Source organism: Streptomyces sp. NPDC100445 (assembly GCF_044759735.1).
Taxonomy (GTDB): domain Bacteria; phylum Actinomycetota; class Actinomycetes; order Streptomycetales; family Streptomycetaceae; genus Streptomyces.
Genome location: NZ_JBIVZV010000003.1, coordinates 104,161 through 124,650 on the forward strand (window position 1 = coordinate 104,161; position 20,490 = coordinate 124,650).

Annotated in this window: 11 protein-coding genes and 1 pseudogene; 5 read left to right on the forward strand and 7 right to left on the reverse strand. The window is 67.1% G+C overall.

Annotated elements, in window-relative coordinates:
- Nucleotides 1–28: 28 nt before the first annotated feature.
- Both ACIQVT_RS09490 and ACIQVT_RS09495 read right to left on the reverse strand, forming a co-directional pair.
- Nucleotides 29–418 carry an ATP-binding protein gene (locus ACIQVT_RS09490; protein WP_403750008.1) on the reverse strand — a complete coding sequence of 130 codons (390 nt, stop codon included), beginning with the start codon at nucleotides 416–418 and terminating at the stop codon, nucleotides 29–31.
- 105 nt (nucleotides 419–523) lie between these two features.
- Nucleotides 524–1,375, reverse strand: coding sequence for a helix-turn-helix domain-containing protein (locus ACIQVT_RS09495; RefSeq protein ID WP_403750010.1), 852 nt, complete (start codon nucleotides 1,373–1,375; stop codon nucleotides 524–526).
- 385 nt (nucleotides 1,376–1,760) lie between these two features.
- Here ACIQVT_RS09495 and ACIQVT_RS09500 point away from each other — a divergent pair, with 385 nt between their 5' ends.
- Both ACIQVT_RS09500 and ACIQVT_RS09505 read left to right on the forward strand, forming a co-directional pair.
- The gene (locus ACIQVT_RS09500; RefSeq protein ID WP_403750013.1) at nucleotides 1,761–2,123 is read left to right on the forward strand and encodes a hypothetical protein; all 363 of its coding nucleotides are present in this window, start codon (nucleotides 1,761–1,763) and stop codon (nucleotides 2,121–2,123) included.
- 54 nt (nucleotides 2,124–2,177) lie between these two features.
- Nucleotides 2,178–4,256, forward strand: a complete 2,079-nt coding sequence (locus tag ACIQVT_RS09505; protein ID WP_403750016.1) for a hypothetical protein — start codon at nucleotides 2,178–2,180, stop codon at nucleotides 4,254–4,256.
- Nucleotides 4,257–5,003: 747 nt separating this feature from the next.
- Here ACIQVT_RS09505 and ACIQVT_RS09510 read toward each other — a convergent pair.
- Nucleotides 5,004–5,441 carry a hypothetical protein gene (locus ACIQVT_RS09510; protein ID WP_403750019.1) on the reverse strand — a complete coding sequence of 146 codons (438 nt, stop codon included), beginning with the start codon at nucleotides 5,439–5,441 and terminating at the stop codon, nucleotides 5,004–5,006.
- 1,043 nt (nucleotides 5,442–6,484) lie between these two features.
- On the opposite strand from ACIQVT_RS09510, the pseudogene ACIQVT_RS09515 reads away from it, so the two are divergent.
- The 3 genes and pseudogenes from ACIQVT_RS09515 (at nucleotide 6,485) to ACIQVT_RS09525 (ending at nucleotide 10,008) form a co-directional block, all read left to right on the forward strand.
- Nucleotides 6,485–7,023, forward strand: a pseudogene (locus tag ACIQVT_RS09515) (winged helix-turn-helix domain-containing protein).
- A complete protein-coding gene (locus ACIQVT_RS09520; RefSeq protein ID WP_403750915.1) occupies nucleotides 7,020–7,586 on the forward strand; it encodes a transposase in 567 nt (188 codons plus the stop codon). The pseudogene ACIQVT_RS09515 and the gene ACIQVT_RS09520 overlap by 4 nt, the downstream one beginning before the upstream one ends.
- A 514-nt stretch (nucleotides 7,587–8,100) precedes the next feature.
- Complete coding sequence (locus ACIQVT_RS09525) at nucleotides 8,101–10,008, forward strand: DNA/RNA helicase domain-containing protein (protein ID WP_403750021.1); 1,908 nt, start codon at nucleotides 8,101–8,103, stop codon at nucleotides 10,006–10,008.
- 50 nt (nucleotides 10,009–10,058) lie between these two features.
- Here ACIQVT_RS09525 and ACIQVT_RS09530 read toward each other — a convergent pair whose 3' ends face one another.
- The 4 genes from ACIQVT_RS09530 to ACIQVT_RS09545 are packed head-to-tail and all read right to left on the reverse strand — an operon-like array spanning nucleotide 10,059 to nucleotide 20,201.
- Nucleotides 10,059–12,191 (reverse strand): DEAD/DEAH box helicase, encoded by a 2,133-nt coding sequence (locus tag ACIQVT_RS09530; RefSeq protein WP_403750024.1) that lies wholly within the window; start codon nucleotides 12,189–12,191, stop codon nucleotides 10,059–10,061.
- Nucleotides 12,188–13,519, reverse strand: coding sequence for a BREX system ATP-binding protein BrxD (brxD, locus tag ACIQVT_RS09535; protein WP_403750026.1), 1,332 nt, complete (start codon nucleotides 13,517–13,519; stop codon nucleotides 12,188–12,190). Before brxD ends, ACIQVT_RS09530 begins: the two co-directional genes overlap by 4 nt.
- Nucleotides 13,516–16,281 carry a BREX-2 system phosphatase PglZ gene (gene pglZ / locus ACIQVT_RS09540; RefSeq protein WP_403750030.1) on the reverse strand — a complete coding sequence of 922 codons (2,766 nt, stop codon included), beginning with the start codon at nucleotides 16,279–16,281 and terminating at the stop codon, nucleotides 13,516–13,518. The genes brxD and pglZ overlap by 4 nt, the downstream gene beginning before the upstream one ends.
- A complete protein-coding gene (locus tag ACIQVT_RS09545; protein WP_403750033.1) occupies nucleotides 16,281–20,201 on the reverse strand; it encodes a PglY protein in 3,921 nt (1,306 codons plus the stop codon). The genes pglZ and ACIQVT_RS09545 overlap by 1 nt, the downstream gene beginning before the upstream one ends.
- Nucleotides 20,202–20,490 lie beyond the last annotated feature (289 nt).

Genomic DNA, 20,490 nt, shown 5'->3' on the forward strand with positions numbered 1-20,490 from the left:
CAGCGCAGCCGTATCGAGTCCGACGCGCTCACGCACTCGCCCGCACCAACTCGGCCCACACGGAGCGCCCGTCAGGCCTGATCGTGTAGCCCCAGTTCTTCGCGAAGGCTGCGATCAACCGCAGGCCATGGCCCCCCTCTTCGCGGCCGGTGGCGTGACACAGGTGGGGCACGCGGTCGCCGCCCTGGTCGACCACCTCGATGCGCACCAGGTCGTCACCTGCGCAGACGACCACGAAGAAGCGGCCCCCGGCCGATCCGCTCAGGGTGTGTCGTACGGCGTTGGTCGCCAGCTCACTCACGACCAGGGCGGCATCCTCGACGGGACCGCGGTCGGCCAACAGTGAGGCAACGAAGTGACGAGCATGGGCCACCTCTTCTGGCAGACCGGGAAAGACACGGCTCCACTGGGCAGGCATGGGAGGGCTCCTCAAGTCACAGGTCGTCTAGGGGGCTAGACGCTGCCAGCGGCAGAGTATTCCCATTCATGGCAACCAGACCAGGCATTGTGAGGAATTATTCCTCTAAGGAGTGAGGCTGTCCCCCAGCGCCCGGTACTCCTCCATCAACTGCAGCAGCAGCTCCCGGACCTCAGCACCGAAGACCGCGGCTCCCTCGAACCGCTCGAACTGTTCCTCGTACGCGGCCAGGTCAGCGTCGTCGTCCGTGACGCGCTCGGTGTCGAAGGTCTCCACAACGACCGCCCGCTGGTCGCACAAGGTGAACCCGTGACGAGGCAGCACCGGCACCGGCCGGCGCCAGGGGATGACGCCGAGCCGGACCGTGCTCAGGCTCTCCACGGCCAGCAGCCGGTCGAACTGGGCGAGCATGAGCGTCGGAGCCCCCGGCCAGGTACGTAGCACGGCTTCCGTCAGCACGAACACCGACTCCCGCCCGGGCTCGTACAGCACGCTCTGCCGCTCCACCCGAGCAGCGACAGCCCGACCGACCGCTTCGGGGACCGCATGGGGCGCACTCTCGAAGACGTGCCGGGCGTACTCCGCGCTCTGGAGCAGGGCGGGGAGAACAACGCACTGAAACGAGCGCACCAGCAGAGCGGACCGAACCTCTTCGTCAACTGTGAGACCGGCCGGGGTCGCAAGGGCGGCCGATTCCGCGGAGTTCGCCGCAGCCACCACGGCCGCCAGGAGGTCCCGCACCTCACGGACGGCCGACTCATCCAGGTCGAGGGCGTGCGAGAGCCGGTCGAGCACGTCCAGGCTCGGAACCATCCGCCCGGTCTCGATCTTCGACACGGTCGGCTGCCCCACACCGGCCCGCTGCGCCAGCACGGCACCCGTTAGGCCGGCCTCTGTCCGAAGCTCCCGAAGACGCACACCAAGCGCCCTCATCCGCTCCCGCCGCTTACTCCCCATGTCCAGGGTTCTACACCACGGAGCAGCAACAGCCGGACGCACGAGCCATGTCGATCACTGGCAGCCCGAGCATGATTCAAACTTTCTCTACTGGTTCAAGGCGGCTCGCTCTGCTCCCCGCACGCGGCCCGGCCCCCGGCCGGGCCTGCGCTCCTGTCTCCGCCCCGCTCCAGCCCGGCCGGCGCCCGCGCCGCGCTCAGAGCAATCAGTCACCTAACGCCAGAGAAGAGATGCGTCAGGGCTGGGGCGGTCGGCTCCGCGGCCCGCGGTGCCACCCTGCCTGTGAACGGACGGTCCGGAATCCGGCTTTTTCAGGTCTGTGCCGGTCTCTGCGTGCCAGCATGGGCTGTTTGAACCGAGTAGGCCGGACAGCCCGGAGGCGAGCATGCAGGCTGCGGTGCGATGGCTGGTTGCGGTGGCGGGTTCAGTCGTGGCGTTTCTCGTGGTGGCAGTGCCGTGGGCGGTGTTGTCGGATGGTAGCGACGATCCGTGGGACGTGATCGGGCCTGTCGGGGGCGTGTTCGCGGCCGGTGTTCTCGCTGCTCTCAGTTGGTGGGCCGCACAAGCCACCACCGTCGGCAGTGTGCCCACCCGCCGAGTTCGGCAGTCAGCACGTGGGCGCGGGACCATCAAACAGACTGCAGGCAACCAGGGGGCCGCAGTGTCAGCCCAGCCCCTGCTGGAAGACATTCGCCAGAAGGCGCGGGGTTCTGGTGACATCGATCAGATCGGCGGCAATCGATCGTAAGACAGAAATAGGCGAGTCAGCGAAACCGGCGCGCGGTTGAGGGATGGGAGACGGGTGGAGCACAATGGCCCCGACCGGGTACGTCAGCAGGCAAAAGCCTCGGGGAACGCGCAAATCACTCAGGTAGCTGGAGATCAGCATATCTACGTCCACACCATGGGGGGCGTGCCACCTCTGCCGAACGCCAACGTAGAGAAGGCCCGCCCAGTGCCAGAATGGACAGCGGCGCAGCTTGGGGTCCATGCGGCCATCCCTGGTGACCAACACAACAACTTAGGGACGTTTGTGCTGCCAACGTACCTGCGACGGCATCACGACGAAGGGCTCCGTGCCCGCATCGAGACCGTTACACATGACGCCCTCACCGAGTTCGAAGTTCTACGCGGAGGATCATGCACGGGCAAGACCCGTACTGCTTTTGAAGCTGTGCAGGCCTGCCTGTCAGATTGGCAACTGCTGTTTCCCAAAGATGCAGACAGTTTGCTCGCGTCCCTGGCCGCTGATGTTGTCCAGCCGCAGACCGTACTGTGGCTCAACGAAGCGCAGAACTATCTGGATGGTCCTGCCGGGGAGGCGTGCGCCGCTGCGCTGCGCCGCCTGCTGGAGACCAATGGTCCCCGTATTGTTATTGCGACACTGTGGCCGGAGTACTACCAGGAATTTTCAACCAGCCAAGTTCGAGAAAGAGCACAGGTCCGGGCTCTATTGGATCAGGCAACGGTCCACAATGTACCGGGCCACTTCAGCGACATTGACCTGACAGCGCTGGAGCAGAAGATCCATCTTGACCGATCGTTGGCTACAGCGCACCACACGAGCAAGGCTACGGGCTTGGTCACCCAAACTCTGGCTGCCGGACCGGACTTGGTCGACCATTACGAGCATCCCACTGGCCCCTTCGGCCCATACGGAAAAGCTCTCATCACTGCCGCCATGGACGCCCAGCGGCTCGGCGTCACGGCGCCATTGCCACTGGACTTCCTCACTGCCGCGGTTCCTGGCTATCTCACCGATACCCAGCGTGCCACTGCACCCCACGACTGGGAAACACATGCTCTTGCTTATGCTCGTACCCCTATCAAATACGTGACATCAGCCTTTTCCCCTGCGCCGCACCCAACTGGCATGGGCGCTCGCCCCGGTGTGGTTCAGCTCGCTGACTACCTGTTCCACCACGGCCGAAACATCCGTCGCTTTAACGCCCCACCGGAGTCGTTCTGGAGTGCCGCCCATTTGCTTACAAACGCCGCCGACCTTCATGCACTGGCCGACGCCGCCCGCACGAGAGGGCGGATATTCCACGCAACAAGCCTCTATCTGCGGATCACGGAAAGACCTGGCGTACTGGCCTCACTAACAGAAATGACACATCAAGTCGGGAACGAGAGCCGCGCCGAGACCCTTGCATACCAGGCTGCCGAAATTGGAGACGGCAGCGCGCTCGTCATCCTAGCCGCAGCTCGGATGGAGGACGGTGACTCAAACGGAGCCGAGCCTCTTTATCGCCAAGCCGCCGATCTAGGTCATCCAGAAGCATTGCTCGCCTTGGGACACATTCACAAAAGGGCCCGAGACTCCAGTAGAGCAGAACGGCTATACCGTCAAGCCATGGATGGCGGCCTGTCCGGCTATGGACTCACTGAAGCCCGCCGCGCCTTGGCTGAGATCGCTAGAACATTCGGCGATCAAGGAGAAGCGGAGCGATTGCAGCTCCAGGCAGCCGGGGGCGTTCAGCAATTCCAGCTTCGTAGCCTTGCCGATATTCAGCAACGTGCGGGCAGTAAGGCGACCGCCGAAAGTGAATTCGAGGAGTTCGCTGCCGATGGTGACCGGATGGCGCTCGTAGTACTTGCTGAGATGCGTGAAGACGCCGGAAATCAGACGGAGGCAGAGGAATATGCACACAAGGCCGCAGCCGCCGGACTCATGGATGGGCTAGCCAATCTGGCGATCATGCGTGCTAACGCTGGTGATCTCGCTTCAGCAGAGCGTCTGGCTCGCCTGGCTGCCGACGGCGGTATGACCTGGGCGTTGTGGGAGCTGGCTCGAGTAGACAAAGACCAGCCTCAGTGGAAGGGGGTCCTCCGGTATGGCTTAACAGCAGACGGCCACCCACCTGACGCATGGTGGTAGAAGTTGTAGCGAATTTCACTTCGTCGTCTGCACCAACCCGCCGTGACGGCAATCGGACCGTAAACGGCCTCCGCACACCGAGTCTCCAGCCGACAGGTCGAGACGAAGAGGTCGTGCCAGACGCGTGCCAGAGATTACCCAGGGAACCACTGGGAGCAACGGGGAACCAATGACCCCGCCCGTAGGCGTCGATAGCCAATCTTCCCAGGTCAGTCCCACAGTGAGTCCTTAAATCACCCAGCTTCCCAGGCTGAGGGTTCGACTGCCCCGGTCGTCGAGGCTTGGTCTTATCGACGGCAGCATGGCTAAGGCTGGCGGGGAGTGCAGCGAGGCATACGCGTGCGTGGTCGGTCAGCGCACCCGCCGTCGTGGCTGACTGTCTTCGGCTGAGGTTCAGGCGGCGCACATCGAGAGTGCCGGCCGTCAGTCGCGCGTGGCAAAGCTGGGCCGTGTCTGGTCCGTCCGAGAGCGCTCGATGATGGCCAAGGACGACCAACAAACGAACACCAGCCGCACGCGCTCTCCGTCTCTGAGCAGCGAATACTCAGCTCACAAAGATCCCCGGCAAGAGCCACGTGTTCTATGCGACCCACATGGACGCCCCCTGCCCACAAAGTTCTGATCTCTGCGGCGAGAGCGCAGGCAGCAGCTGGGACCGAGTCATTTGAATCCTGCCGGGGCCACTCGCCTGTATTCAGCAACTAACGCACGCGCCGCTAGCTTGACAGTGAAGCAGGGCGAGAAACCTCAGAATGGATTATCCCACGGATCCTCCATTGAAACCCGAACCCATGCATCGTCTTGGGTGCTTTCACTGAGGTCGAACGCAGCGTAATCGATGTGCACGTATTCGCTGACTGCGGCCCGCTTGCCGACGAAGTGGCCGGGTGCAGGAAGTCCGAAGAGCACGGCAGTAACTAGTTGGCGCGGGTCGGTCTCCTTCCATCGCCAAGGGCCCTCGTCTCCCTGGGGTCTCCAGCCTCCGGGGGCCTTTTGCAGTCTCCACAGGAACTCGATCTCGGAGTGCATCCAGAGACGATTCAATATGTCCGTGGCCTGTTTCGGCACCAGGGCGCCGCGATCGAGGTACGCCATGAACCTGAGCACCGCAGAATACGAGAGTTTCAATCTTCGATTCCTACGCTGCTCGTCGTCCAGAGTCGCCAGAAAGGTTGCGGCGGTCACACTCGGGTGCTCGTGCTCTGGACGAAGGGTGATGACGGATCCCGCGCTGCCGTCCCTCCGATGCTCCCCTTGATGGGCCAGCCAATATCGTCGAGAGCTGTGCCGACGATATCCCGGAGCTTTCGGCGGGTGTCGACATCAAGGCTGGCGGGTGCTTCCCACTCAACGCGCATGACCAGGACGGGGCGTGGGTCCGACGGGGCTACTGGCAGTAGCGTCCGTGTGCCAGTCGGCACCGGTGTTGGTGGGGGCAGGGGTGCCTCATCCGCCTTCGGAGGCATCGGTGGCGCCGGCTGCTTGAGGGCCGTGTGCCCCGACGCCGCCAGCCACAGCTGATGCAAGCGCTGCACCTCGCGTGCCTGATCCGCACCCGGCGTCCACTCCGCAAGGGCCTCCACCAGAAGCTCGACCAGCCCCCACGTCGGCACTCGCTCGCTGGAAAAGGCGTCGTGGACCCGACTCCTGCCGGCCACCTTGGGGTCGACCCGATGGACGAGCGCACGCACGGACGGTAGCCCAGCCCGAAAGTGCAGGTCGTGGAGCGCGTCGTTCAGTTCCTTGCCAGGTCCCTCGGGCAAGGAGGGTCGCTTCAACCTCGGCATGGCCCCCAACCCGTCCGATTCCGTCCGACGATACCGCCTGGCGTCCGCGCGCGTCCGCGTCGTCCTGCGCCAACGCACGCTGAATCGAGACGCGTTGTAGATCGGAAGGACGGTAGCCATGTGGGTGTCCACGTTGCCTTGGGACGCCATCGGCCAGGGTGCGCTCAGCGAGACGATCGGGTCTCTCCTCGCCACGGGACTCGTGGCTGGCGGCGGTCGGCTGACTCGGAGAGTGCGCCGTCGACGCAGGAGTGAGGGGGCCCCGCACACCGTCGAACCCTCTCCGAGCCCCGCGGAGGATCACGGCCGGATCGAGGCGTGAGTTCGCGCCGATCATCCCCCTCGGGTGCCTTCCGGTGCACCCACCATCGTGGCTACTGAGCTTGAAGGCGGGTTGTCGTGGGGGCTGACGATCGGTGATCGTCGCGGTATGCCGGGTGTATGAGGTATCCGCAGGGTGGGGGTCTGACCGCGGAGAGGCAAGCGTTCCGCGAGCGGGTCCGGATGGAAGCAGCGGTGATGTTCGCCGAGGGGCGGGGCAGCACGGACATCGCGAAGGAATTACGGGTCAGCGTCCGGTCGGTCCAGCGGTGGCGGCAGGCATGGAAGGCGGCTGGCCGGGACGGGGTTCGGTCTCGCGGCCCAGCGTCCAAGCCGAAGCTGAGCGACGCACTGTTCGCCGTCCTTGAGGAGGAGCTGTCCAAGGGGCCGGTCGCGCATGGCTGGCCGGACCAGAGATGGACACTGGCCAGGATCAAGACGCTGATCGGCCGGCGGTTTCACAAGTCGATGACTTTGTCGGGGATCTCGCAGATGCTGCGGCGCCATGGCTGGAGTCATCAGGTTCCGGCCCGTCGTGCCCTCGAGCGCGACGAAGCCGCGGTGGCCGGCTGGGTGAAGGAGGTGTGGCCGCACGTGGAAACACCGCGGCGGCGCCGGGGCCTGGATCGTCTTCGAGGACGAAGCGGGATTCTCGATGACGCCGCCTACCTCACGCACCTGGAGCCAACGCGGCACCACACCGGTCATCCGGGTCCGCGGCCGTTCCCAGCGTCGCTTCTCCATCGCCGCCCTGTGCTGCTACAAACCCGGCGAGCGCTCCCGCCTCGTCTACCGGCCCAGACAACATACAGATCACAAGAGCGGAGGCCGCAAGAGCTTCGCGTGGACCGAATACCGCGACCTCCTCATCGCCGCCCACCAGCAGCTCGACGCACCCATCGTCCTCATCTGGGACAACTTGAACGCCCACAAAGACCGCCGAATGCGGGCCTTCATCGACGCGCAGGACTGGCTCACCGCCTACCACCTGCCGTCTTACGCGCCCGACCTCAACCCCGTGGAAGGGATCTGGTCGGTCCTCCGCCGAACCACCCAGGCCAACACGGCCTTCACCGACCCGACGGCCTTCACCGACCCGAGCCACCTCATACGCCGGCTCCGACACGGCCTCCGCCAGATCCAATACCGCAGCGACATCATCGACGGATGCCTCACCGGAACAGGGCTCACACCGACGACACCACGACTACAACGTCAGTAACTGCCTTCGGCTGAGGTTCAGACGGGCCACATCAAAGGTTCCCACCCTCCCCGGGCGTGCCGACCCTGGGCCGTCTCTGGGCCGTCCAGGGCCGCTCGACATTGGCCAAGGGCGACCAACGACGACCACCAGGTGCACGGCCCCACCGCCCCTGAGCAGCAAAAACCGAGCTCACCAAGATCCCCGACAAGACCCAGGGCCAGAAGAAGTAGCCCAAGTGGCTTCCCGTCTCTCCTTTGGGGAACCTGGCGGCGCGATACCGGCACGGGCGCAAGCCCGGCGGCGCGGAAGCGAGTCGGTGAGCTGCTGCTCGGTCGCCTATCCGGCCGCCGGTGATGTTGACCGTAGCAGCTGCGCGGCTGACCAAAGATCGCTTGTCGTCACTGGGGGCTACTGGGATACTGCCACCTCATTCGCACCAAAGGCTCTCCTGTTAGGGCCGTTGGTGTCTCCGAAATGGTGGATCGGCTTCAGGAGCGTGGGCGTAGTGGCTGGCGGGGGCACGTGGTCAGAGTTGGAGGCCTACTGGCCCGCGGAAGAGATGGTGCGGGACCGGGAACGCATCAAGGACAAGATCGCCGAGTGCTACAAGGCGGCGCATCCCACAGGACAGGCCCCGTCAGCGGGGGACATCGATTCGTGGCGGGAGAGTGTCTACGAAGTTGCGACAGCGCTCAAGGATCTCGGCCTCGGCCAGGTGTGGGTATTCATCGAGTATCGCGTCGACCCGAAGATGAACCCCATCGACGTAGTCCTCGCCGGTCACCACCCCGAGGGAGGGCTGAGCTTTGCAGCTTTTGAACTAAAGCAGTGGAGCACAGTCGAGCGACCCAACCGGACGCATACCACCAAGGGCTTCTGCGCCGAATGCCGGAAGCCAGGCGCCCTGGCCCTGTGCAAGCAGTGTGCGATCGAGCGCGTCTACGCGCCGTTCTACTCAGCACACAAGAAGCATCCGGCAATGCAGGTCGGGTCCAATCTGGAGTCCCTCAAGCAACACCACAGCATGTTCGACGACCGGTACATCCACCTCACTGGGGCCGCCTATCTGCACAATCTCAAGGACCCGCAGTCTCAGTGGATTAGCCAGGTTATGCCCTGCCCCGGCATCCGCACGTTCACAGCCCGCCAGCCTGCAAAGTTCCGGGAGTTCCTCAAGGCCACCTTCATCTCAGCCGACGGTGCGGACGCTGCCGAGGCGCTGCTGGGGCGGCGCCGGTCGACCGCGCTCCTGACCTCCGAGATCGGCAACATTGTCAGCGGCTACACACACTTCAGTCTGGTGGAGAACCAACTTAAAGCCGTGAACGACGTCATGAACTCGGTCCGCGATCCGTCGACAAGCCTCAAGCAAGTCTACGTTATCCGCGGCCGCGCAGGCACGGGTAAGTCCCTCGTCGCGCTCACTTTGCTGGGAGATGTTATTAGGGACGGCTATGCGGCACGTTTCGTATCGGGTGGCGTGGCATCACGCGAGAACTTTCGGCGCGGTGCGCCGCGTGGCTACGGAAAAGCGTTTATGACGCTCAACAAGGTCGCGGACAAGATCGGGCCCGACGGAGTGGAACTCATCCTTTGCGACGAGGCGCACCGGCTAACTGAGCGCCCCATGAAGGGCTCGTTCTACATGCGAGACGGCGAGTCCTCCGTCGAGGTCATCGTGTCCCGGGCAAAGGTTCCGGTCTTCTTTATCGACGGCGACCAGCGTCTGTTCGCTGATGAGGTCTGGTCCGAGGAACTACTTATCGAGGAGATCCAGAAGCTACACGCAGAGGTCGTCACGATCGACTTCGATCGTGCGCTCCGCGCGGTAGGCAGTTCCACCTTCGACACCTGGGTTAAACGGCTCCTGCTTGGCGATCCCCTGCCATGGAAGGCAGACGACGGGACTGAAGCCGAACCGTTCGAACTCCACTGGACCGACAGCGCCGCGCGGATGGAGAAGTTTCTGCAGGCGAAGTTGGACGCTGGTGCAAGTGCCAGGATGACGGCTGGCATGTGCTGGGAGTGGAGCGACACATCGGGCACCTTCCCAGACGTCGCCCCGGAGCCCGGGTGGACCCGCCCGTGGAACGCCGAGGACTCACACGACACGCCCGGCGTACCGAAGCGCCACTACTGGGCAACTGACGACGGCGGTTTCAATCAGATCGGCTGTGTGCACACTGCCCAGGGCCTGGAGTATGACTGGGGCGGCGTCATCATGGGCCCCGATCTCACATGGTCAGACAACGCCTGGGTCCTGGACCGAGAATACGTGAAGAGCAAGGCCATCCGGATCAACTCCGACGTCGAATTGGCCCAACGAATCCGTAACCACTACGGCGTCCTGATGACCCGCTCCATCCGCGGCACGGTGCTCTACTCCACCCACCCGGCAACTAGGAAACTTTTCGCTGACCTCGGCGTTCCTAAGCTCTGATGCTGCAGGTGCCCCGCCCTGCAGGCCGGAGCGACTCTCACGCCAGAAATTTATTGGGTACGCATAACAAAGCGCACCTGTTCAGAAAGCACTTGCGCTGCCGGCTGCAGATCCGCCAGCCGCCTCGCCAGCGTCGATTCGGCGAGCCTGGATGGCAGTGCATCCGCGAACTTCAGTCCTTTAACCGCCCGTTCATCGACCTCCGGCAAGCACAGATGGTCCGGGGCGGCAGCCGAAGCCTGCTTCCAGGCATCGGGGCTGAGGTCCTCACGCAGGCGGATCCAGCAGTCGTTGATCTGCTGGGCAGGTACGGCAACCTCGGCGAGCGTCGCGGCGAGTGTGGCGTTCGCCCGATGACCGGCCCAGGTCCACCACCTCACGTATCCACCCGATCCGCGGGTAATCACCGTGCCTCCGGGATGCACCTCCTCCACGAAGTGCTCCCGCGCTTCGGCCAGGTACTTCTCCGCACGCGCCGTGAGGTCCACGGACAGGTTCGCCCCGAGGAGCACTTCCCTGACTGCCCGCGTCAGCTCGAAGGAGGTACCGAAGTCGAGCCCGGCGCCACTCCACTTCGCTCTGCCACCGCCGTCGACGGGCTCGACGAAGCACCGCTTGCGCTTCCAGTCGATGTACGTGACCTGCCAGCTCCGCCCGGCCAGGAGCAACCGCCTTGGCCCGTCGATCCGTTCGGTGAGCAGGCTCGGATCCGTCCTGCCGATCTCCCTGCGGCCCTGCAGCACGGTGAACTGCGGAGGCGCGGTGAACACCGCCGTCAGGTTCATGAAGTGCCGGTGACCGAAGCGCCGTTCGGCCTCTGGACCGATGAACAGGAGTCCACCGTCCTGGTCCAGGTAGCCGTTGTCGACCAGGTGCCGGACGATCGGCTCCGCGGACTGACCGAACGGGCCGAGGCCGTTCCACCACTCCTGCCAGAGACGCTCTCCGACCTGCGGTTCCTGCAGGCACAGCGCGAGAAGCTGCTGGGCCACGATGTGCCGCGGCTCCGGCGGGGCGATGACGGGCTCCACCCAGCCGCGCGACCACTGCAGGAGAAGGGCCGCAGCGCCGAGCAGTCCATCGCGATCCAGCGTGAGGAACAGGCAGTTGCGTGACGTTCCGGGCCTGCGTCCGGTGCGGCCGAGCCGTTGCAGGAAGGAGGCGACGGTGAGCGGGGCGTCGATCTGGATAACCCGGTCCAGGTCCCCGACGTCGATGCCGAGTTCGAGGGTGCTCGTGGAGACGATGACGCAGTCGCGGGCCTCGGCGAACGCCTCTTCCGCGCGACGGCGTTCGTCGACGGAGAGGGAGGCGTGGGAGAGGAAGGTGGTCACGGCTTTGGCGCGCAGCTTCTCGCCCAGTTCCTCGACGAGCCTGCGGGACTCGCAGAAGACGAGCCGTTTCTCACCGCGGTGCAGGGCCGCGATCATGGTGGCGGCGTTGTCGACGGAGCCCACGTAGTCGAGCTGGATGTCCGCCGGGGCCGGCGACGCCGCTGCCGATGTGTCCGGCTGCGGATCTGCCAGGTGCGGTGCGACCACAGTGGACGGTTGCTTCCCCGCTCCGGATCCCTGCAGCCACAGCAGCAGCTCGTCCGGGTTTCCCACGGTCGCCGACAGCCCGACTCGTTGAACGGGACGTCCGACGACACGCTGCAGCCGCTCCAGGACGGCCAGCAGATGCCAGCCTCTGTCGTCCCCGGCGAAGGCATGCACCTCGTCGACGACCACGGCGCGCAGTCCGGAGAAGAAGGACGCGTGGTCGACGTTCGCGCTCACCAGCATCGCTTCCAATGACTCCGGCGTGGTGAGCAGGATGTCGGGGCGCGCGGCCAGGATCCGCTTCCGCGTGCCGGAGGTGACGTCCCCGTGCCACAGGGCGGCCGTGCGTCCGAGCCACGAGGCGTACGTCTCCAGCCGGGGCAGCAGGTTGTTGAGCAGCGCCTTGAGCGGACACACGTACAGGACGGACGTCCCAGACCACTTCCGCTGCGTCATCTTCGACAGCAGCGGAAACGACGCGGCCTCCGTCTTGCCTCCGGCCGTGGGCGCCAGAAGGATCGCGTCGTCGCCCGCGAGCAGCGGCCCGATGGCCTCCTCCTGCAGGGGGCGCAGTCCGGGCCAGCCGAGCGTGTTGACGATGTGGTGGACGAGCGCGGGTTCGAGATCGTCGATGCCGCTCACGGCATCTCCAGGTCGATGTCGTCCGCGCGTGCGGCCGCCGCGTTGCGTTCCACTTCGGTCAGCTCGCCGTCCGTAATGGTGAGCGCGTAGTGCTTGCGTGGATCGAAATCCTGGAACTCGTCCACCCGGTCGAGCACATCGGCGACGAGTTTGCGCAGGAAGACGCGGGGCGCGACGCCGACCTTGCCCCCGAGTCCGCCGGTGACGGCGGTGGCGAGTTCCATGAGGTACGCGTCGTCCACCTGCTGCTCAACTCGTTCCGGATGCCGGGCGGCGCCCGCGTACAGGTCGCGCACGCGCCTGCCCAACTCGCCGAGCCGTTCCAGGTCGAAGCCGGCGAGCCGCAGTTGGACCGCCCGCGGCGAGTCGAAGCGCGGGTCGGTGGTGAAGTCGGTCGCCAGCCGCTGCGCGAGCGGCGGAAGCCGCTGTGCGCCCTGCTGACCGTCGTAGAAGGCCGGCGTCCCCGTGATGACGAGGAACAATCCCGGGAAGCGTTTTGCATCGATCTCGTCGAGAAGCTGCCGCAGTGCGTTGAGTCCCTTCTCCCGCACGTCACCGCGCACCCGCTGAAGTGTCTCGATCTCGTCCAAGACGAGCAGCAGGCCGGGGTGACCGCAGTCCCGCAGCACGGTGAGCAGCCCCTGCAAGAAGCCGAGCGCCGCGAAGTGGTCGAGGTCGCCCCGTACCCCGGCGGCCCGGCGTGCTGACGCGGCGACGGACTTCTGACCGCCGAGCCAGGCGATGAGGGCTTCCGCGGTCGCCGCGTCGTCGGCCGCGACCGCGCGCCGGTAGCCACGCAAGGCCGCGGCGAACGCCGGTGTGGTGCGGGCCACTTCGGCGAGCCGACGTTCCATCAGTACGTCGACGGCTTCGCCCAGCGCCGCCTCGTCCTCCTCGTCCACGTCGCCGTTGTCGAGGACCTCCTCCTCCAGCGTGTAGAACCAGGAGTCGACGATCGCGCGCAGCGCGCTGGGCTGATGGGTCGCCGTGGACAGGCGCTCGGTGAGCCTGCGGTAGACCGTCTCCAGCCGGTGCAGAGGTGTCTCCGTCTCGGAGATCTGCACCTCGGCCGTGGCGAGCCCGGCGCGCTTGGCCCGCTCGGCGAGCCAGCGTGCGAAGAAGGTCTTGCCGGAGCCGTACTCGCCACGGATGGCGTGGAAGGCGGCTCCGCCCCGCGCCACCGTGGCCACATCCTCGTCGAGGGCGCCGGTGAACCGGTCGAGACCGACCGCGAAGAGGTCGAGCCCGGAGTGCGGCACGGTGCCCCGGCGCAGTGCGTCGACGACTTCCCGCCGCCGGACCGCGCTCACGTCGGGCGACGACGTCACATTTTCTCCTTCGGGAAGAACTGGTCGCGCAGCAGGGTCACGTCGAGTTTCACCGTGTGCCCGGCGTCGATGAAGCCGAGGACGGGGTAGCCCTCGATGTTGAGCAGCCGCTGCAGGGTGGCGATGAACCCGTCGATGTTGCGCCGCACCCGCCCGGTCGCCGAGATGGCGCCGGCCAGCGCGGCCGGTGACATGGTGCCGCCCGTCCCGGCCAGCGCGTCGATGACGGCTGCCACGACCTTGCTCTCGGGAGCCTTGCGTACGTACTCCTTCTGCGCCTCGTACACCTCACTGGCGACCACACGCTCGCCCAGAGTGGCGGGGGCGGCTCCGTCCGCGGCCGGTGCCACGAGCTCGGCAGCCGCGAACAGCCCTTCGCCCGCGGGCTGCTCCTTCGGTTTACCCCGCTTCAGCTTGCGCGGCGTCTCCTGCCCGGCGACGACGTCGGTACTCCCCCCCTTGCGGGGAGCCCACCACGACGGGACGGCCTGCTCCCGGGGCAGGGCCTGCCACCCCTTGGGCACCAGGTCGCGGTCCGACACGAGGACGAGCAGCGGCACGGTGACCTCCGCGAGTGAGGCTCCGCCGTGGTACCCGGCCCGGCGACCGGTGTAGCGGATATTCTCCCGCCAGGGCGCGACGATGGTGCCGCCGCCCTCCAGTACGCGGGGCCCGGACAGCCGGACCTCGCCGTCCTTCGCCGCGCCCGTACGCCACCGAGCCGAGCCGTGCCCTGCGTCCTCGTAACCCACGGGTCCTTCGCTCGCGCCCCGCTCCAGCACATGCCCGTGGTCCGCGACGAGCACGACCGGGCGCCCGTACCCCTTGGCCGCCGACAGCAGTTCCCGCAGGTAGGTGACGTCACCCAGGCTCCACTGGGTTCGCCGCCCCTGCTGTCCCTTGTCGAGGGCGTCGTCGATGGTGTTCAGCACGACGCCGACCACCGCCTCCGAGGCGAGCGCGGCCATGATCTCCTCGGAGAGGAACCTTCCCGCGCCTCCCTCTATCCCGGCCTTGTGGAAGAGCACGGCGTCCAGTCGCCGCTGCCTCCAGAAGGCAGCGAAGCCCGAACCCTCCTTCGTCTGCCCGCCTTTGACGGCCGTACCGGTGAGCAGGGACGCTCGGCTGGCCTCCGTGACCGAGGGGAGCATGGACACGGCGGCCATCCGCCGCGGCCCTTCCTCCGATCCCCCCTCCCTGGGCACGACCTCGGTCCAGCCCTCGCGCTCGACCTCCTCGCCGAGCTGGGCCGCGACCGCGCAGCTCATGCCGTCCAGCACCAGGACGAGCGGAGCCGTGTCGCCGGCCAGCGGCCTGACCGCTTCGGCCAGGACGTTCTCGACGACCAGGCAGCCACCGGGATGGAGGGCGGTGGCATTCGGCGTCCAGGACGCCAGCCTCCATGCGAACTCCTCGTCCAGCCGCCCGCGGCGCTCGCGGGCCGCCTCGTACAGCGCATGGAGGTCCTCGCCTACGGCGGCGTCACCCTCGGGGTCGCCGGCCCACAGGACGGCGAGCGCCCGGTCCGCCCAGCCCCAGTCCCCTGCCTGGTCCCGTACTCCGGCCGCCACCGACGCCACCGAGGGCCGTGGAAGGGCCAGCCAGCGGGCGATCCGTACGGCCATCTCGGCCACGCCGACGCGGTCCGTGTTCAGCCGGGCCAGCATGTGCGCGTTCAGCTCGGACAGGGCCGCTTCCCCCGCTTCCGGGGAGGTGCGGGCCGCTGCCGTCACGTGCCGCAGCTGGGCCGTGAAGCTGGACGGCAGGAAGCGGTTGGATTCGAGGGCCGTGGTGAGTCCGGCGTCCTCGGCGAGCTTGTCGGCGCGCTTGAGGACGGCGGAGACCCGCTCCAGTGCGTCGGCGTTGTGCCGGGCCTCCCCGATCCAGCGGATGAGGGCGCCCTCGACGGCCTCGGTGAAGGACTGCAGTTCGGTCCGGCGCGGCATCACCTGGCCGAACAGCCCGCCCACGGCGAGCACCACGTCCGGGCTCGCGGCCTGGTCGCGCAGGACGGCTCCCAGCAGACCGAGCGGCATCGCGTCCGGTCCGCGCCCGGTCTCGGCCAGGGACATCAGGACCGGTGCGGCCGGCCCCGTGGTCTCACCGAGCCACTTCTTCAGTTCGTCCCGTTCGGTCTGGTCCAGCTCGGCGAACCGCAGGGGCCCCGCAGGTGTACGGGACCAGGTGAGCAGGGCGTCCAGATCGACGACTGTCCCCGCCGCCGGGGCCGCCCCGTCGTCGCCGTCGCCCAGCCCGAGCCGGGCCACGACCAGCGCGCGCAGCGCCGCGTCCCGCGTCAGGACGGAGCCCGCGCGCCTCCATCCCTGGGACGGCTCGGCGTCGAGCAGCGCCTCCAGCAGCCATCCTTCGTCGTACATGCGCGGGTCGAGTCCGGCCGCCCCGAAGCGCTGCATGACGATCTCGGCGTTCTCCACCGTGAGGGTCTGCCGCCGTACCGCCTGCCCGCGCAAGTCCCAGCCGATCTGACCGTCGTCGACGCCGGTGGTGACGACGAGGAGGTCCGCACCGGCAGCCTTGTCCCGGTGCTTCGTCCACTCCTCGAGGATGCCCAGGACGGACGCCTGGTGGCTGACGCGGACGCGCCGCGTCTCCTCCCCCGTCCGTACGGTGAACTCCTCGGGCGCGCCGGCCGTGTAGCGCCCGTGCACCAGGACGAGACGCCGGTCTCCGAGCCCGGAGGCGTGCGTGGCGAGCAGGGCCTCGATGGTGCGACGGCCCACCTGGGGCAGGGCGGCGCCCATCAGCGTCCGGTCTCCTTCTCCTGGTCGCCGATGGGCACGGGGCGCCAGGTGACCTGGATGCGGGTGCCCGGATGCGTGGCGAGGTACGACCTGATCTCCTCCTCCACTTCGGCGACCGTGGCGGCGAGGGACGCTTCGAGCCGAGTGGGCTCGACGACATGCGGAGCCCCCGGGCGTACGGCGTCAGCGGGTACGTCCACCGGCCGCCCGCCACCGTCGACCTGCTGCGGCGTGTCCTCCGGCACGACGGGCGCCGACGGAATCACCGGCTTCCCGTGTTCCGTGAAGCTGATGTCGTCCGCGGTCGGCTGTGGTTGCTGCGGCTGAGGTGGCACGGGCTGGGCGACCTGCGCGAGGCGTGCGACTTCGTTGACGAGGGCCAGCGCCTGGTCCTGTAGCTGTTCGAGTACGGGGACGAGCGAGCGGGCCTGCTCGTGGTCGTTCGCGGTCTCCTCGATGACCTGGATCAACCGTGCGGCCCGGTCGCCCACACCGTCGTCCCGCCCGGCGAAGCCGCGCACGCTGCCCAGCAGCTTCCAGTTGGTGTCGTCGAGCGCGGCCAGCACCTCGGGGGCCTGCTTGAGGGCTGCCCCGATCTCCTGGTCGGTCACGTCGTACGCCACCGCCGCGAGCTCGCGCACCACCACGGCCGCGTCGTCGGTGCGCCCGAGCCGGGCCACCAGGTCCGCCGCGGCCTTCATGGACCTCATCCGCGGGGCGTCGGCCCCATGGGGGCCCTGCAGCCCCAGCTCCCCGGCCCGCTTCTGCAGCACGGACCGGACCCCGCTCACGGCATCGCGATGTCTCTCGGCCACTTCCTTCACGCCGGTGGCGAGTTTGGCGACGTTCAGTGCGATAAGAGCGGGCGGTACGTGAACCCCGAAAATCCTTCCGGCCCGTTCACGCGCGGTCGCGAACTCCTCGTCGGTCGGCTTCTCGACGGCGCGCAGCCCGTAACCGGGGCCGATCTTGTCCAGCTCCGGCGCCTGCCGCAGCGGTGAGGTCTGGTACACCCACGTCCGGTCGTCGAGCAGTGCGTAAGTGGCGATGATCAGGTTGCTGACGTTCTTCTCCAGACCGGTGAACCCGAGCTGGCCGATCCACCTGCGGATGTCCTCGACGGACAGGTCCGTCCCGGCGTGCGCGTCCGCGGCCTTCTGGTTGATCCGCAGCCGCCACTCACGGCTGACGTTCAGCGGACCGTCGTACACCTCGCCCAGTCCCAGCGGGTGCACGATCTTCTTCACCATGGCCAGCTGGTGGCTGTCGACGACGATCCGTCGCTCGCCGCTCTCCATGGCCCGGCCGATCCATTCGAGCGCCGTCTTCAGCTCGCGCAGGGTGACCGGCTTGCGGGTGAGGGCAGGGTCGAAGTCGGGGTGCTTCGGGTAGAGCACGGCGAACATCTCGTCCGCGAGGGCGTAGAGGTTCTTCTCGAAGCCGATCCCGGGCTCGGGCTTCTGCCGCGTGAAGCCGGGCCGCAGCGACCACACATGCTGGTCCGCCGGGACCTCGGCTCCGACGTTCGCAGCTTCAGCCTTGCTGATCCCGTACAACTGCTCGAGTACGGCGGACAGTTGCGTGGTGAGGTTGTCGCTCTGCGCCTTGAGCTGGTGGCGGATCTGGATCCGTTCCTCGGTCGGGCGGGTGGCGGTGACGTCGTCGAGGCGGTCGCGCTCCAGCAGATAGTTGATCTTCAAGAGTCGTCCGAGCTGCCGGGCCCGCTGCTCGGAGAAGAAGTCGGGCAGCCAGACGATGGTGTTCCCGGACCGTCCCGACCGCTTCAGGGCCTCGATCCGGTGGACGTCCTCGATGGGCGAGCGCTGCGGCTCGTCGAAGGGATAGTCCAGTACGAAACGGATGTTGCCGTCCGTCTGCGGTTCGAACTGCTCGTCGGGCAGATGGGGATCCCGTACGTTCCCGAAGACGAACTCGGCGGTCCGCTTGGTGCCCCGCCATACGATCTCGCGCTCACACACGAACGCCTGCGTGTCCTTGATGCCGAAGGCCGCCCACAGGTGGTCCTTGACCCACTGCCGCCGGTGTCCGCCCTTGTCCGCGACCCCCTGGACCTCTTCGAGCAGCGGCTCGACGTCCAGATCGGACAGGTGCAGATGGAACACCGGGTCGGCGTCGCCCTCACTCCTCAGCTCCCCGAAACCCTGGGCCTGCAGGTCTCGCAGCGCCTTCACCGCGATCGATCCGGCCGACCCCACACGGGCCCTGATCGTGCCGTGGTTGAGGGCGGCGAGCCGCCCACCGGTCAGCCGTGCCAGAGCCGGGACGTTGGGGGCGAGCGCGGCGAGCAGCAGCGTTTTGACGAGCCGGTCGTCCCGCCGGTAGCGCGGATCGTCGACGGACCCGTACTTCTCCAGCAGATGCGCCCGTACGCGTGCGTGGAAGCGGTGCGCGATCTCGGACTCGCGGCGCAGCTTGGCGGTGAACGCCTCCCCGGTGCCCGACGCTATGACGTCCCACAGATCGCCGAGCGGGATCAGCTCCCCCATCCTCAGGTCGTCGCGCCGCCGCCGCAGCAGCTCCTGGACGAGCTTGAGGCCGGTGCGCTCGCGCTGGAGCGCACCGGAGAGGTCCACGAGGACGTTGAGCAGCGCGGGCGAGAGCGGATACAGCGTGCGGAAGTCGTCCCAGCTGGCCTCGGTCCGCCCGTGGGCGTCGAGCAGCACCTGCCGGACCTCGTCCTTGGACGACTCGACGAGCGTGAAGGCCTCGTCGCGGGCCGCTTCCATCCCGGGCTTCGGTTCCAGCACACGGCGCTTGATGATCTCGACGAGGTTGCTGTCCTCCAGATTGACGACGTCGATGCGTCCGGCCAGGTACTCGATCTGCTGTTCCAGGTTCTGCACCTCGGCGCCTGCCACGTCGGAGCCGATGAGCTGCGACAGGTCGCGCTGACGCGAGATGAACGACACGATCGGCACGGGCCGGTCGGTGTCCCCGGACTCGATCAACTTGACCAGCCGCTGCACCTGGTCGCGGACGAAGTCCTGCTCGCCCATGTGCGCCTGGAGCCAGAGGATCAGCTCGTCGAGGAAGAGCACGATGCCGTCGTAGCCGAGAGACTTGGCGTGCCGGGAGATGACCGACAGCCCGTTCTCCAGCGGCACGAAGGCGTCCTTGTCGCCGCGGGCTCCCTGCGCGTACGCCGCCATGGGCCCGGAGAGCAGCGCGGAGACCAGTGCCTCGCGGTACGGGTCCCCGGCGGGCGCGTCGAAGGCACGGTCCAGGTCGGCGGAGGCCCAGCTGCCGGCGGCCGGGGCGGCGTCGTCCGCGTCCAGCATGTCGAGGTCGTCGTCATCGCCGTTCGCGCCGACGGCACCGCCGCCCGGGGTCACCACGGCGGCCCCGTCGCCGAGCCACTGCATGAACTTGGCGTCGTCGGCGAGGAACTCCCGCTGCCTGCGCGCGTCCGCGAGCGCGGAGTCGGCCCGGTAGACGGCGGGGGTCGGCTTGTTCCCTTCCAGGGAGCGCACGGCGTGCACGTAGCCGCCGAGGATGGCCGAGTCCAGGTCGGTGGAGCCCACGAGGTGGTAGGGCACCATGAGGAACTTGCTGGCGCGCAGCCAGTCGTCGTGCTCGGCGATGACCTCCTGCAGCCGCGGCTTGGAGCGGGCCGCAGCGCTGTTGTTCAGCACGGCGTGAAGCACGGTCAGGAAGTGGCTCTTACCGGCACCGAACGAACCATGCAGATAGGCGGCGTGCGAGTTCCCCGACCTGACCGCCGCCCCGACCAGCCCGAGCGCGCTCCGGAAGGCCCCCTGCAGCTGCTCGGTGACCACGTACTCCGCGACGCGGGCATCGGTTTCGGTGAACCCGCCGGACAGCTCGACCTTGAAATCGCCGGCATGGACGTCTTCCTTGATGTCGATGACATCCCGCAGGAAGAGTTCGCTGGTGGGCATCCGGCTCTCGTTCCCTCACTCGGCAGCAGTCGGGGCGCGCCGATCTCCCGGATCTCACGCGCGACATCCAATCTTGCCAGTCTTGCCATGCCTTGCGCCCAGGCCAGACGCAAGTTGCGTGACGCCGGTGTCACGTTGAGCCCCTTGAGCGAACGAAACTTTCACACGAAGTGACGATGCCGGATCTCTGCGTGACATCCACCTGGGTGCGGGCCTGTCGGCATCCTGGCCGAGAACCGCTTAAGCCCGCATACGACCGTCTTGTGCTCCTTTTCAACCGGCTCTGACA